This window comes from Lichenibacterium dinghuense (genome assembly GCF_021730615.1).
GTDB classification, from domain to species: domain Bacteria; phylum Pseudomonadota; class Alphaproteobacteria; order Rhizobiales; family Beijerinckiaceae; genus Lichenihabitans; species Lichenihabitans dinghuensis.
On record NZ_JAJLMN010000001.1, the window covers coordinates 4968829 to 4981935 of the forward strand.

Below are 13107 nucleotides of genomic sequence, written 5' to 3' on the forward strand. Positions count from 1 at the left end.
TGACGATGCTTGCTCATCCCACACTCGAACTTCTGCACGGCCTCGGCCTGCACGGCATGGCGCAGGGCTACAAGACCCTGGACGGGAACCCGGAAGCGCAGGCGCTGACGCACGCCGAGTGGCTCGGCATCATCCTGGAGCACGAGAAGACCCTGCGCGAGCAGAAGCGCTTCGAAACCCGCGCCCGCGCCGCCCACCTGCGCCATCCGGCCAGCGTCGAGGATGTCGACTACCGCGCCCATCGCGGCCTCGACCGTGCCCTGTTCCTCAAGCTGTCCGGCTGCGACTGGATCCGAAGCCGGCGCAACCTGGTGATCACCGGGCCGTGCGGTGTCGGCAAAAGCTGGCTCGCCTGCGCGCTCGGCCAGAAGGCCTGCCGGGAGGACCTGTCGGTCCTGTACTACCGTGTGCCGCGCCTGTTCGCGGCGCTCGGTCTGGCGCGCGGCGACGGCCGCTATGCCAAACTGCTCAAGCAGCTCGCCCGCGCCAGGCTGCTGATCCTCGACGATTGGGGCCCTGAGCCCCTCAGCGCCGAGCAGGCGCGCGACCTTCTGGAGATCGTGGAGGACCGCTACGACGCCGGCTCGGTGCTGATCACCAGCCAGGTGCCGGTCGACCGCTGGTACGAGATGATCGCCATCCCGACCCTGGCCGATGCCGTGCTGGACCGCCTGATCCACAACGCCTACCGGATCGCGTTGTCCGGCGACAGCCTGCGCAAGCACCGCCCTGCCGACCAGCTGGCTTGACCCGAAACACTCCTCGACCGATCTACGAACCCGACCAGCGGGGCGCCATCGCCGTGGCCGGCTTCAGATCGGAACGGTGGCCGGCTTCATGTTGGAATGCTGGCCGGCTTGAAATCGGAATACCCGGCCGGCTTCGTCGGAATCTGCATCAGAACCGATGGACGATGCCGCTCGCGATCTGGAAGTCCGGTGCCGCGCGGTTGAGGCCGACGAAGGCGGAAAGGTCGAGCTGCGTGTTCTCGTCCACGAGGTAGGCCAGCGCCGTGTCGAAGGTGTAGGTGTCGGCCGTGTGCCGGTCGCCGTTGTTGGTCGCGGTGAACTCGACGACGCCGCTCAAGTCCTTCACGCCCGGGATCGCATGCTGGAGATAGGCGACGTCCGTGAAGCTCGCGTAGGCGGCCCCGGACGCGTTGTGCACCGCCTGGACCTGCGTCTGCAGGATGAGGGTGAATTCGTAGGGCAGCGACAGGCCCAGCGGCGCGACGACGCCTCCCTCGACGCGCTGGTTGCCGAAATGCCGGTCGCCGCTCGGCACGGCCACGAAGGGGATCAGCGTGAAGGCATAGGGGCCGGCGTCGTCGCCGACCACGTTGTAGCGCGCCCGAAGCGTCACGGCTCCCGTGCCGGTATCGCGCGACAGGGTCCGCCCCGTGCGGTCCGAGGTGGTGCGGTCGGCCTGGAGACCCGCCGTGACGACGTCGAACTCCAGAAACCGCGTCAGGCCGACCCGCACCTCGGGATCGAGCGCCTGCAGGCTGTGCGTCGTGGTGGTCCGGTCGCTCGACTGGCCGAACAACAGGATGTCGCTCTCGACCTGGTAGCGCCCGGCGTCGACCGTGTAGGGCGTGAAGGCGTTGAGCGGACGGTCGGTCGCGAAGCTGCGCAGCGCGCCGTCCGGCGTCGGGTTGAACAGGAAATATCCTGACTTGTCAGGTGACGCATCCTCTGCCAGAGCCTGCCCGCCCCACGACGCCGAGCAGCAGACCACTGCCGACAGTGACAGGCAGAACATCGACGTTGGCCGAACGTGCATTGGCTCTAAATCCGTCGAAACGTCCGAACTGACCGGTGGCCATAAATAGAGCTTCCGCGGCATCGTTGTCCATGCGATGACGCGAGCGTTGAGCAGATGCTCGCGACTTCGGGAGCGGTCGTGTTTTATCATCAACAAGTCACAAGATTTCATCATTTGATGATATCGACGGCCATCGTACTGTCTTGTGGCGTACCGGCACAGGTCGATCCCATCGGCGCCTTCGCGTGTCTGCCGCCGTTCCCGACGGACCTGCGGACGACGGGCACAGCTTCACTCGGCACGAACGGCGTCACCCCCTCGGGCTACGGGGAGACCGAGCACGCATCGACGATCGCGTCCATCACTTTTCAAACGGCTCTGACCGACGTCGTGGCGAACGAGCATGAGGGGCCAGCGATCAACTCCTCGACGCCGGAAAACAAGAGCGTCGACGACGGCTCGCCTTGCCAGTCGCGATCCTATCGTACGCGAACAAATCCTTCCTTTTCGACCAGCCTTTCACGGATCAAGTGGTGCATTGACTTGCAGTCGGAACACTTGTCACCGCGGCACGGTTGCCCTCTACAGACCGCCCTTACGCGTCGAGATCTCCTCCCATGTCTGTACGACCGTCCTTCCGCGCGCTCCGCAGCGCCACGCTTGTCTCCATCGGTGTGCTCGCCGTGGTCCGTCCCGCGGCGGCGGCGGAGACCGACTTCGTCGCGGCCGCCCTCGCCCATGGAGGCTTCAAAGATTTTGTGAGCCTCGTCTCGCGGGCCGACTTGGCCGACACGCTCGGTGCGGGTCCCGTGACCGTGTTCATGCCGACCGATCCGGCCTTCGCACGCCTGACGGCGGCGCAACGGAAGATGATCGCTGATCTGTCGCCGGAGGGCGTGCGGAATTTCGTTCAGCGCTTCGTCTTCCCCGGCATGGCTATGGCGTCGAACGACCTCGACCAGACCATCACGGCGCAGAGCGGAGCCTCGTACGACGTGACGTGGTACAAGGGTCGGCTTTCCTTGCGCGACCACCTCGGCCCCGCCAAGAGCCGGCTCGCCTACGTGGTCGGGGGCGACATCCCGGCCGGCGCCGGAGTGATCGACGCCATCGACACGGTGCTGATGCCCGCCGCGAACGGAATGCCAGGGCAGGCCGCGGGCCTGCCGACCCGCGCCGGCTCCGGCACCGCCCCTGCCATGCCGTCCGATGGGGGAGCGAAGCCCGTGGTAGGCCTGTCCGTGCCGAGGACGGAGAAGGCACCCGCTCCTTCGGCGCGTGCGACGGCGACCACCGTCGCCGAACCGGCCGACGTGACCACGGTCGTCGTCAAACCGCAGATCCCTGTGGCATCGGTCCCAGCTCAGCCCACGGCGCCCCTTCCGCTAGGGGCACCCTCGGGCGAAGTCGCGGTGATGACGACTCCGGTTTCCCCCCCCGCCGCCCCGGCCCTCTTCTCGAAACCCGAAATCGACGTCGCGACGGCGGGCCTGCGCGGCTGGCCCTTGAAGGTCAGCGGCAACGGCTCGACCGGAAGGGTCGACAGCATCATCGTCGGCCTGCCGGGAGGGCGGGTCACGGGATTGAGGGCGCATTTCGGCGGCTTCCTGGGCTTTGGCGGCCGCACGGTCTTCGTGCCCTGGGATCGCGTCACGCCCGATACGACGGCCCATGTGCTCCGTGCCCGCATGACGAAGGCGGAGTTCGCCGCCGCCCCCGCGAGCGCGCCCAAACCGTGACTGCGCGAAGCGCGTCGCTATCGGTGGTACCGGCCTCGTTGATGGCGACGTCGGTGACTCCGCCGACGGTGCTCTATCTGGCCTGACCACAAACCGGCTCGGGGGAAGTCTCAGAGCCGTACCATCGCGGATCGGATGCCCCGGTCGGCCCCGCCCTCCCGCCTCAGATTGCATCTTCACGACTTTGTCCACCGGCTTAGCCCTCACTTTCTTCGGCGCCAGCCTGCTGCTCAACGTCCTGTCGAGCGCTGTCCTGGCCGAGCGCCTCGATCAGGTCGGCGAACGTTTCCGCTTTCCTCCGGGGCTCGTCGGACTCATGACGGCCCTGGGGGCGGACTCTCCCGAGATCGCCTCCGCCATCACGGCCCTGGTCGGCGGACAGCACGACCTGGGACGCGGGGTGATCTTCGGCTCCAACGTGTTCAACGTGGCCTTCCTGCTCGGCTTCAGCGCGCTCGTGGCGGGGCGCGTCACCATGGGCCGGGCCAACTTGCTGCTCAACGGCGGCATGGCGCTCGCGGTGACCCTGGTGGTGGGCGCCGAGGCGGCGGGACTGCTCGGCCCCCTCGGAAGCGGCCTGGTCCTCGCAGCACTGCTGCTGCCCTATGTGGCGGTCTCGTCGCTGCGCCCCTCGACCCTGACGAGGTTGCCGTTGCCTCGCGCGATCGCGGGGTGGCTCGCCGCCGCCTTGGGTTCGGAGAAGCGCGACGAGGACGCGGCGGAGCGCGAGGGCGAGGCAGATGCGTCCACGGGTCGGACCATGTCGGCGGCGGACGGCCTGTCGATCCTGCCGATGCTGGCCGTGATCGTGGCGACCTCGGTTGTCATGGTGAAGGTCGTGGTCGTGCCCGGCGGTCGCTGGCACGTGTCCGAGATCGTGGTCGGCACCTTCGTGGTGGCAACCTTGACGGGTTTGCCGAACCTCATCGCTGCGGTCCGACTTGCCGCCAAGGGGCGCGGCGTCACGCTATCGAGCGAAGCGTTCAACTCGAACACGCTGAACCTGCTGGTCGGCATCTACGGACCCAGCCTGATCGTGGCGGGATCGCCGACCTCGCACCAGGGGCTGCTCTCGATCGCCTGGCTCGTCGCCATCACGGCCGCTGCGTTGGTCCTGGGCCTCGTCCGACGCGGTTTCGGCCGTTGGGCGGGTGGGGCCCTGGTGGCGGTCTATGCCGGGTTCGTGCTGTCCGTGGTGCTCTGATACGCCTTCCGCGAGATTGGATCGGGTTCTTACCGAGGACGGGTCGTACCGAACAAATCTCGCGAATCCCGTATGATCTACTGTTTGGTGGGTGGACCGCTGCCATTGCTTCCATATCGGCATGCTGAGCGGCCCCACCCCGGACAGATCCGACGATAGGAGCCGTGTGCATTTCTGCGCTTGGTTGCATCTCCCCAAAGCAGCCTACCGGGATGGGAGCATCGTTTCCCTGCTCAACAGCTACCCTGCTACGGTCGACCGGCACTCGTTCCGAGCGCAATGACACGCTGGGCCTGAACTGGCGCCCGGAGCGCAACCTGCGTCTGATGGCCAACGACGTCCACGCCCTGGCGAGCTCGTCGGCCGCGTTCGTCACGGAGCGGGCGGTTCGGGACCACAGTTTCGTCGGACGCCTCCAGCTCTACTGGTAAGGTGGGCGTCCATCGACGGCCCTGCGCATCGGCGCGCTGCAAGCTGACTTCAAACCGGCTTTAAACGAAGGAGCGCGCCCGATGTCACCGCGTTCTCGTTTGATGGTCGATCAATCGACCCGGCCGGCCGGACGACGTGCCGTGGCGAAATCCATGGCCCGCGCCAACCGGTCGAGAGCGATGTCACAGATGGTTGAGGATGCGACCCACTGGGCCGTTGCCACGGTGGTGACGGTCGTAACCGCGACGGTGGTCGCGGTGGTGATGATCGTACCCGTGGCGACGATCCCTGTGGTGATGGTCGTACCTGTCATCGTACCGCACCTGCTGCAGGTTCGTGACGGGCACCTCTGCAACGACAGCAGCCACAGGGAGGGCGAATGCGGGCGCGGTCACAAGGATGGCTGCGCCGAGAACCACGCCGCCCAGGACAGTGAAATTGGATTTCATCATCTGCTAATTCTCCAATATAAGATGCTCTTACTCAACATAAAAATTGGCATGGAGTTCCCCATTTTTATCGTAAAATCATCCGTATTCGAGTTTTAAATCGACACGAACTTTTGAAAATGATAGAAAAACAGAATAATGCATATAGGAAGTGCGTCTATCGGGCGCCGGATGACGATGTCTCTGGTCACCCTGCTGTGTGGTGACGACGTCCACTCTCCTTGCTGGCACGCTTGAGCGCTTCGCCCAGCAGCGCGCCCTTCTCCCGGGTGCCAGTGTTATCGGTCGCTGCCGATGCGCCCGACGGTGGAGACTCGCCGCGCATCTCCCGCCTCTGCTGGCGGGCGATGTCCCGGGCGCGGCTGCGTCGGTCCCGCAGATAACGGATCAGCTCGGCGAGTTCGCCATCCGTCTCGTCCCGAAGGGCGGGGAGGTGGGTTCGGGCGACCATCTCGCCCTCCTCCCTGTCCAACACGCGGGACTCGGCTCTCTGCGGTGTCGACATCGGTTCTCCTGAACGTTGGGTCGACGGATTGACCCGAGGGCCTTCGGGGTCGCCGTGGATGGACATCGCGGGTCTACCGGAGGCGTGCTTCCTGCACGGCCCCCGTATGACGGAGTGTTCTACGGCTTCGCGCATGTAACGGTGAGGGGAACGGCACTGCCCGGGTCCGCCGACGCCGGACAGTACGCCTTGTCGTCATCGGCGATGGTCGCTCCCGTGGAGCATGTCGCGGCGATGATCTGTTCTCCGGATCCGCACTGACCGGACACCGTCTTTCCCGTCTCGCCCGCGATGCGGTGCAGCACGAAGACCACCTTGCTGGTCGCCTGCGCGTCGGCGCCCGCAATCCCGGCCAGACCACCCGGGCCGACCGGCCCCTGTGGCCCCACCGGACCTGCGGGTCCGGCCGGTCCCTTCGGACCTGGGCCACCCGTGTCCCCAGAGGGGCCCTTCGGCCCGGCCGTCCCGACCGGACCTGCGTCGCCCTTGGCACCTGGCGCGCCTTGTGGGCCCGCTGGCCCCGCGGGACCGGCCGGGCCCAGCAGCCCTACGGGACCGACAGGTCCTGGCGCTCCCACGGGCCCTGGCGGGCCGGCGGGACCGACGGCACCCTGCTGGCCGTTGTCACCTTTGGAACAGGCACCGAGTCCCGCGAGGGCCACGACGGACAGGACTGCGAGCGAGCGTCTCATGGAAACTCCGGATTTGGGGCGTCGGCCCCGTTTCGTGGGGAATGGGTCGGGCTTGAAGAGACGGCACCGCGGTGCGGACGGCCTTCACCGGCGCAGGGCGCGGGCCACGGCGTCGTAGGACTTGCGACAGGACGGGGTGAGGCTGGAGCGCTGACCGGCCAGGCAGCTGATGACCGTGCGCTGAGAGAACAGGCTCGTGGGGCACAGCCGCATGGCGTCGCCCGTGCAACGGTCGATGGCGAGATGGCGCATGCGGGCACTCACGTCGCTTCGGTCCGCCGACGCGGGTGTCGACGTGAGGACGGCCGCGAGAGAGAGGCCGAGGAGGGCGGACCTCGTGGCCACTCCGACGCCAGGGGACGAGGCCATCGGTGGCATTTTCAGGGTCTGTGGCATCGTCGGTGTTCCGCAGTGAATGGGAGTGCGGCCGGGGTCTGATCCCGACCCGGAGGTGTCGAGGCCAGCCCGCCAGCGCGCTCAAGCGGCCTCGGGCAACGTCGGCTGCGCGGCTCGACGCAGCGACTCCTGGAGCACGCTCATCGAGCCGTCCGTCTCCAGCACGACGGCGTGGACCTCCGCGACATCGGACACGCCTTGCGACCGGAGCACGGACAGCACCTCGTCGCGTGTGACGCGTTGCGACCTGAGCGCGGCGTCGAGGAACATGCCGTCCCGCAGGACCAATGTCGGCTCGCTCTTCACCAAAGACTCGAAGTGCGTCGAGCGCACCGACACCCAGGTGATGGCAAACTGGAGGAAGATGAGCAGCGCCATGGCGAGCACGCCCTCCGCCAACGCCACGGAGTTCGACAGCAGCACCGTGGCGAGCGTGGAGCCGAGCGCTACCGTGACCACGAGGTCGAAGGCGTTCAGCTTCGTCAGCGTGCGCTTGCCCGACACGCGGATGAACAGCACGAGGGCCACGTAGGCCAGCGTGCCGACGACAGGTACGCGCAGCAGGCCGATCCAGGTATCGAAGAACATGGTTCGGCTCCCGGGCCTCGCCCGCGTGGTGTCGTGCACACCGGTCCGACCATGGCCCGGTGCGCCGATGGCCCGAGGTCAGAAGATGACCTCGCCGGCCAGGAGACCGAGCACGACGAAGACCACGAAGACCGCGATGGCGATGAAGAACAGGATCTTGGCGATCTTGGCCGTCCCGGCGGACACGCCCGAGAAGCCGAAGAACCCCGCCACGACGGAAACGACGAGGAACAGGATGGCGAGTTTCAGCATGGCGAGGGCCCTTCGGTTTCGGTCGGTGGTGTCTGAGGGCTTTCGCCCCGGCCGCGGCGGGGCGGATCCCGGACGGGCCCCCTCATTTCAGTTCGGCCTTCAGGCTGTCGCCCGCGGCCGAGGCGACCTTCCCGAGCTTGTCACCGGCTTTCCGGACGAGGTCGGCGGCGCCGGACGCCGAAAGCCCTTGTTCCTTCGCGGTCGCGACGGCCCCGTCGATTGCGTCCTTCGCCGCGCCCTGGACCACCTCCGCCTTCTTGGCGGCGAAGGCCTTGGCCTTCGACTTCGCGTCGTCGCTCACCTCGCCGAGGTAGCGGTCCTCGACCTCCGAACGGGGCATGAGGGCCGCGAGGCCTCCACCCACGGCCAGGGCGAGCGCGCCGACGACGAGCGGCTGTCTCAGGAACAGCGCCTCGGCCATCCCCGCCACCGAGCGGGAAGCGTCCATCGACGCGTCGTAGGCGGTGGATCCCGCATGGGACACGGCCTCATAGGCGGACGACCCCGCGTCCGACACGGCGTCATAGGCCGTCCCTCCTGCCCCCGACACCGTGCGCAGGGCGGTTACCGCCATCGACCGGCTGCCCGCCGCCCCCGCGGAGGCCGCCTCCGTCACCTGCGCGGACGCCGACGAGGCAGCGCCGCCCACCGCCGCGGCGGCGCGGCTCACGGACCCTCCCACGGCCGAGGCGGCTCCCGCCACAGCCTCGCCGACCCCGGAGGAGGCGTCCCCCGAGCGGGCGGAGGGGTTCGGCAGGGCACGCTGAGGCGGAGGGACGGCACCGCGCGACTGGCGCTGGCCGGTGCTGCGGGCGAGCGTGAGGGACGGCAGGGCCACGCCGCTGGCCTTGACCAGGAACCACGCGGCACCGAGCCCGATCAGCGCCGCCGCGCCCGGCTTGTCCGATACGGCGCCTCCCAGGCGGTCGAGGAACTCGCCCGACCCGGACGGAGGCCGGGGAGCGCGAGCCGTCCCGGGGGACGGAACATCGTCGACGACGATGACCGGGTCGACGGACACGAGGCGTGCTGTCATCGGACCTGCTCCCTGATCATCGCCGCGTCGTCATGCAGTTGCGCGATGGACCGCTTCGGCTTGAGGTTGTCGACCGACAGCCTCTGCAGGCCGAGCCAGCCGAGGGATCCGGCCGCGACGGCGCCGCACAGCGTGGCGATCAGCATCGACGCCGCCACGGGCAGGCCGAGGGCGACCAGGAAGGCCGCGACCGTGACGAGCAGCAGCGTCACGGTCGACAGGGCGAAGACCGCGGCCATCGCCACCATGGCCAGGCCGACCACGCCCTCGCGCGCCTTGGCGGCCAGTTCCGTCCGGACCAGTTCGATCTCGCTGCGGAACAGGGTCCTCACCTGCGCCAAGGCCGTCGAGACGAGTTCGGAGAAGGACGCGTCTCCGCCCGCCTCCGCCGTGGCATGGCGGTCGTCGCGGAAGGGCGCGCGACGCGGTCGCGAACCGAACATCCTCGGTTCCTCGGGTGCGAAGGCGCTCATGACGCGGTCAACTCGGTGGAACGCACGGCGCCCCGGCCGGTCGGCCCGCCCGACGGGCCTCGCTCCGACGGCTTGGAGGAGTTCAGGAAGCGGACCAGGGCGAAGCCACCGAGGGCGGCGAGGCCCAGGAACAGGCCGGACTTGCGACGGGCGAAGTCCTGGGCGGTCTCGACGAGGTCGCCGACGCTGCGCTCGCGCAGCGCGTCGGAAGCGTTCCCAAGTCCCCGGGCGGCCTCCCGCATGTACCGGGCCACCGGCGGGATTTCCTCGTCGAAGGCGTCGGCGGCCTCGCGCATCGCGGCGACGATACCTTCGACCCTGTCCGCACCGGCCTTCTTCCGGCCGTCGACGGCGCCCTGCAGGCTGTCCCAGACGTGAGAGGCGCCGTCCTTCGCGGTCTGGGCCACGTCGGACGCCATCCCCTTGGCATCCTCTACCGCGCCCGCGACCACGTCGGCGACGGGCTGCTTGGCGGTCCGATCAGGGCCCTGGCTCGCTTGAGGGTTGCGCCCGGGTACCTTCGTGGCTTCCGCACCGGCATCGGTCTTCCTGTTCGGCGTTTGGGCGGGCATGTCATTCGGCATCGGAATCGTCCTTCCTGCTCGGCGATGTCGCCTCTGATGTCACGCGTCCCGCGCATCCAGGGACTTGGCCTGGACGGCCGAGGCGAGGTTGTCGGCCGTGTCGGCGACGACGCTCTGCACCTTGTCGCCGAGTCCCTGCGCGGCGGCCTTGGCCGAGGACGGCGTGAGACCCTGGTCCTGCGCCGCCTGGACCGTGCTCTCGACGACACGTCCGGCCGCGACCTCGACCACGTCGAGCCCGTGTATCGCGGTCTCGGCAGCCTTCGCCTTCACGGCATCTCCAGCTCCGCCGTAGAGGCTGTCCTCCACCGCCGTCGAGGGGAGCGCGGCGGCGACGATGGCCCCGGCGAGGGCGACGAGCCCGCCGACCAGGAAAGGATTCTCCTGGACGCCGCGGAGCAGGCCCTTGCCGCCCACCCGGCCCGTCCGCCCGAGCCCGTCGACCGTCCGATGTGCGGTCGCGCCGACGGCCGCCGCGGACGACGCCGCCCAATCAGTTGCCCCGTCCACCATACGGGACCCTGCATCCATTCCGTCATGCATCATGCGACGACCCGCGTCCGCGAGGTCGTGCACGCCCGTCGACACCTGTGACCGCACGCTCTCATCATCGCGGAGGGAACCGTCGTCTTGCGCGTCACGCCCATGCCCCCCGTCGCGAAGGTTTCGGTGGGCCTGTCCCGTCTCGTCCCCGCCGCGGCTGGCGAGCGCCAGCCCGGCGCCCAGGAGCAGGAGGGGCGGCGGGACCAGCCTCAGGACGCGGAGGAGGGGGTAGGCGAGCCCCGCACCGACCGCGACGGCCTGCAGTGGGTGCGCGAAGGCCTTGTCCCGTGCCGTGGTCAAGGCACCCGCCACGGAGTCGGTGGCGTACCGCCCCGCATCTGCCTTCAGGGCCTTGACGGACACCCGCTGTCTGACGCGACCGGCGGTGCCGGAGGCGAGGCGGTGCAGGCGGTCAACCGTCTGGGCGAGTTCGGCCCGTTCCGAGCCGATCTTCTGCTCAAGCCGTTCCAACTTGGCCGTGTTTCCGGGTTCGGCCATGCGGGCCTCCTCGACTTCGATCGGGACATGAGTTGCTACAAACCGGAGGCACCATCCCGCCCGTGCCACTCAGGGCAGGCGGGCGGGACGTGCCGCCCCGGGCCGGAGGTGCCGGTGGTTCAGGAGGCGGTGCCGACCTGGACCGAGCTGTTCATCTGCAGGTCCGTGTAGCCGGGCTGGTTGTCGCTCCACGAGTTCATCGAGCGGATCTGGTCGTCGGTCAGGCCGCGCATCTCCATGCGGCCGTTGCGCAGGACCATGCTGTCGAGCGGCAGGGCGACATGCTTCTGCCCCATGCCGAGGAAGCCGCCGTGGCCGATCACCGCGTAATCCTTGCCGTCCGTGTTCTTGACCACGTGCTCGATGTCGCCCAGCACGTCGCCCTTCATGTTGGTGACGTTCATGTTGAGCACGCGCGACACCTGCATGGCCGTGCCGGGCGCGGTGGCCGGGGCTGCGGTCTGGCCGGCCGGCATGGCCACGGGCATCACGGCCGCGCCGGCAGGCTTCGCGGTCCCATCCTCGTCGGCGTCAACGATCTTCACGTGGGGGTCGCCGGGGGCCTGCTTCACGTTCACCTTGGCCTGGTCCGCCGTGTAACGGATCACCGGCGCCGCCTGGGTCTGCTGCGTGGTCACCTCGGGCTTGGAGGCCTGCACGCTGACCTGAGCCGGGGCCGATCCGACCACCTGCACGGTGGGCTTGGGCTGGTTCACCTCGACCTGGGGCTGGGCCATAGAGACCGCGACCTGCGGCTTCGGCATCTGCACGGTGATCTCGGGCTGGGGGATCTCGACCGTCACGATCGCGGCCGCCTGATGCACCGTGATGGTGGGCTGGCCCTGGGTGACGGTGACGTCGGGCTGGGCCTGTTTGACGGTGACCTGCGCGGGCATCTGCTGGACTTGGACGCCGGCCGTGGTCGCGGCGTTGGCGGTCGCGGCGCCGGACGCCGGGGTGACGTTGCCCTTCGGGTCGAGCACGAACATCACCATGCGGCCGTCGTGCGTGCCGTTCCCCATCCACTCGCCGCCGTTGCCCTCGTGGAGCCCGGTGACCTGCGTGTAGCCGGCGCCCTCGACCTTGGCGCGGGCCTGGTTCTCGTCGAACGGTCCCGCGGCGAGCGCGACCGACACGGGGACGAGCATGAATGCGCCGAGGAGCGCGAGCGTGCTGGTGGAGGTCGTCATAGTGAGTTCCTGTGCTGGTGTTTGTGAGACCGGCGGCGGGATCGCCGCCGGCATGTCCCGGGCGACGCGGCGCGTCAGCAGCGGGACGGCTGGCTCCGGCAGTACTTGTTCGGGGCGTTGCGATGGTTCTTGCGATGCATGCCGTACATGACCGGCAAGGCGTCACCGGCCCCCTGCGAGACGATGGAGGCAGGCTTGAGGGGCATCGCCTCCGCCACGCTCATCGAAGCGCCGAGGACGAGCGTGGAGGCACAGGCCAGTGCCAGACAAACATTCAGCATCAGTTCTCTCCGTTCATGCGTAGAAGACAGTGGCGATATCTACATCCGCCACGGTTCGCACCGCTCCCGAGTCGGCTCAGCAGCCCGGGGACGCGATGTCGTTCGTCGATGGTATCTCTACTTCGAGCTGGACGGCTTCGAATCGGAATTCGACCCAGACTGGCTCGCGGGCGGGAGTTCCGTGACGGTGGTCACCGAGTCCGGCCCGATGACCATGGCGACCGGTTGACCCTTGGAATTCTTGGCGTGCACCAGGAAAGACGACGGCATCACGGACACGTCCGTGTAGCCCTGCTTGGACAGGGTGTTCTGGATCTCCTGCTTGACGTTCATGTTGCCCGACGGATCCTGGCTTGACGAAGCGGACGAGGACGCCGACAGGCTGTTCTGGGAAGAGCCCGTGTCGGCTGCATAGGCGGACGCCACGCCGAAACTCATCAAGACGAGCGCGGAGCGAAAGGCGGTCTTGAGCATGTGATTT

The 13107-nt window shown here is 68.3% G+C and carries 16 protein-coding genes; 4 read left to right on the forward strand and 12 right to left on the reverse strand.

Going from position 1 to position 13107, the window contains the following annotated elements; translation table 11 throughout:
- Positions 1-5 precede the first annotated feature (5 nt).
- Complete coding sequence (istB, locus tag L7N97_RS23800) at positions 6-749, forward strand: IS21-like element helper ATPase IstB (protein WP_237478215.1); 744 nt, start codon at positions 6-8, stop codon at positions 747-749.
- Positions 750-897: 148 nt separating this feature from the next.
- On the opposite strand, the gene L7N97_RS23805 is transcribed toward istB, so the two are convergent.
- Entirely contained in the window at positions 898-1761 is an 864-nt protein-coding gene (locus L7N97_RS23805) for a transporter (RefSeq protein WP_237480715.1), read from the reverse strand.
- A 677-nt stretch (positions 1762-2438) separates the two neighbouring features.
- Here L7N97_RS23805 and L7N97_RS23810 point away from each other — a divergent pair.
- The 3 genes from L7N97_RS23810 (at position 2439) to L7N97_RS23820 (ending at position 5687) form a co-directional block, all read left to right on the forward strand.
- Positions 2439-3503, forward strand: coding sequence for a fasciclin domain-containing protein (locus tag L7N97_RS23810; protein ID WP_237480716.1), 1065 nt, complete (start codon positions 2439-2441; stop codon positions 3501-3503).
- A 184-nt stretch (positions 3504-3687) separates the two neighbouring features.
- Positions 3688-4707, forward strand: a complete 1020-nt coding sequence (locus L7N97_RS23815; RefSeq protein WP_237480717.1) for a sodium:calcium antiporter — start codon at positions 3688-3690, stop codon at positions 4705-4707.
- A gap of 572 nt (positions 4708-5279) precedes the next feature.
- Positions 5280-5687 (forward strand): hypothetical protein, encoded by a 408-nt coding sequence (locus L7N97_RS23820; RefSeq protein WP_237480718.1) that lies wholly within the window; start codon positions 5280-5282, stop codon positions 5685-5687.
- An 88-nt stretch (positions 5688-5775) separates the two neighbouring features.
- Here L7N97_RS23820 and L7N97_RS23825 read toward each other — a convergent pair whose 3' ends face one another.
- The 11 genes from L7N97_RS23825 to L7N97_RS23880 form a co-directional block, all read right to left on the reverse strand.
- Entirely contained in the window at positions 5776-6039 is a 264-nt protein-coding gene (locus tag L7N97_RS23825; RefSeq protein ID WP_237480719.1) for a hypothetical protein, read from the reverse strand.
- Between the two features lie 830 nt (positions 6040-6869).
- Positions 6870-7037 carry a hypothetical protein gene (locus L7N97_RS23835; RefSeq protein ID WP_237480720.1) on the reverse strand — a complete coding sequence of 56 codons (168 nt, stop codon included), beginning with the start codon at positions 7035-7037 and terminating at the stop codon, positions 6870-6872.
- Between the two features lie 225 nt (positions 7038-7262).
- Entirely contained in the window at positions 7263-7769 is a 507-nt protein-coding gene (locus tag L7N97_RS23840) for a DUF421 domain-containing protein (protein ID WP_237480721.1), read from the reverse strand.
- 78 nt (positions 7770-7847) lie between these two features.
- On the reverse strand, positions 7848-8021 hold the full coding sequence (locus tag L7N97_RS23845; RefSeq protein ID WP_237480722.1) for a DUF1328 domain-containing protein: 174 nt from the start codon (positions 8019-8021) through the stop codon (positions 7848-7850).
- An 82-nt stretch (positions 8022-8103) separates the two neighbouring features.
- A complete protein-coding gene (locus L7N97_RS23850; RefSeq protein ID WP_237480723.1) occupies positions 8104-9057 on the reverse strand; it encodes a hypothetical protein in 954 nt (317 codons plus the stop codon).
- On the reverse strand, positions 9054-9500 hold the full coding sequence (locus L7N97_RS23855; protein ID WP_237480724.1) for a phage holin family protein: 447 nt from the start codon (positions 9498-9500) through the stop codon (positions 9054-9056). The genes L7N97_RS23850 and L7N97_RS23855 overlap by 4 nt, the downstream gene beginning before the upstream one ends.
- Positions 9501-9526: 26 nt before the next feature.
- Complete coding sequence (locus L7N97_RS23860) at positions 9527-9949, reverse strand: hypothetical protein (protein ID WP_237480725.1); 423 nt, start codon at positions 9947-9949, stop codon at positions 9527-9529.
- Between the two features lie 204 nt (positions 9950-10153).
- Positions 10154-11155 carry a hypothetical protein gene (locus L7N97_RS23865; protein WP_237480726.1) on the reverse strand — a complete coding sequence of 334 codons (1002 nt, stop codon included), beginning with the start codon at positions 11153-11155 and terminating at the stop codon, positions 10154-10156.
- Between the two features lie 119 nt (positions 11156-11274).
- Positions 11275-12345, reverse strand: a complete 1071-nt coding sequence (locus L7N97_RS23870) for a PRC-barrel domain-containing protein (protein WP_237480727.1) — start codon at positions 12343-12345, stop codon at positions 11275-11277.
- 74 nt (positions 12346-12419) lie between these two features.
- Positions 12420-12626, reverse strand: coding sequence for a hypothetical protein (locus L7N97_RS23875; RefSeq protein WP_237480728.1), 207 nt, complete (start codon positions 12624-12626; stop codon positions 12420-12422).
- Positions 12627-12743: 117 nt separating this feature from the next.
- Positions 12744-13100, reverse strand: a complete 357-nt coding sequence (locus L7N97_RS23880; RefSeq protein WP_237480729.1) for a hypothetical protein — start codon at positions 13098-13100, stop codon at positions 12744-12746.
- Positions 13101-13107: the final 7 nt, after the last annotated feature.

Excerpts from the sequence above, each read along its gene's own strand:
- istB (WP_237478215.1), top strand. The coding sequence starts at position 6 with ATGCTTGCTCATCCCACACTCGAACTTCTGCACGGCCTCGGCCTGCAC.
- L7N97_RS23805 (WP_237480715.1), bottom strand. The coding sequence starts at position 1,761 with ATGTTCTGCCTGTCACTGTCGGCAGTGGTCTGCTGCTCGGCGTCGTGG.
- L7N97_RS23825 (WP_237480719.1), bottom strand. The coding sequence starts at position 6,039 with ATGGTCGCCCGAACCCACCTCCCCGCCCTTCGGGACGAGACGGATGGC.
- L7N97_RS23835 (WP_237480720.1), bottom strand. The coding sequence starts at position 7,037 with ATGCGCCATCTCGCCATCGACCGTTGCACGGGCGACGCCATGCGGCTG.
- L7N97_RS23840 (WP_237480721.1), bottom strand. The coding sequence starts at position 7,769 with ATGTTCTTCGATACCTGGATCGGCCTGCTGCGCGTACCTGTCGTCGGC.
- L7N97_RS23845 (WP_237480722.1), bottom strand. The coding sequence starts at position 8,021 with ATGCTGAAACTCGCCATCCTGTTCCTCGTCGTTTCCGTCGTGGCGGGG.
- L7N97_RS23850 (WP_237480723.1), bottom strand. The coding sequence starts at position 9,057 with ATGACAGCACGCCTCGTGTCCGTCGACCCGGTCATCGTCGTCGACGAT.
- L7N97_RS23855 (WP_237480724.1), bottom strand. The coding sequence starts at position 9,500 with ATGTTCGGTTCGCGACCGCGTCGCGCGCCCTTCCGCGACGACCGCCAT.
- L7N97_RS23860 (WP_237480725.1), bottom strand. The coding sequence starts at position 9,949 with ATGGCGTCCGACGTGGCCCAGACCGCGAAGGACGGCGCCTCTCACGTC.
- L7N97_RS23865 (WP_237480726.1), bottom strand. The coding sequence starts at position 11,155 with ATGGCCGAACCCGGAAACACGGCCAAGTTGGAACGGCTTGAGCAGAAG.
- L7N97_RS23870 (WP_237480727.1), bottom strand. The coding sequence starts at position 12,345 with ATGACGACCTCCACCAGCACGCTCGCGCTCCTCGGCGCATTCATGCTC.
- L7N97_RS23875 (WP_237480728.1), bottom strand. The coding sequence starts at position 12,626 with ATGCTGAATGTTTGTCTGGCACTGGCCTGTGCCTCCACGCTCGTCCTC.
- L7N97_RS23880 (WP_237480729.1), bottom strand. The coding sequence starts at position 13,100 with ATGCTCAAGACCGCCTTTCGCTCCGCGCTCGTCTTGATGAGTTTCGGC.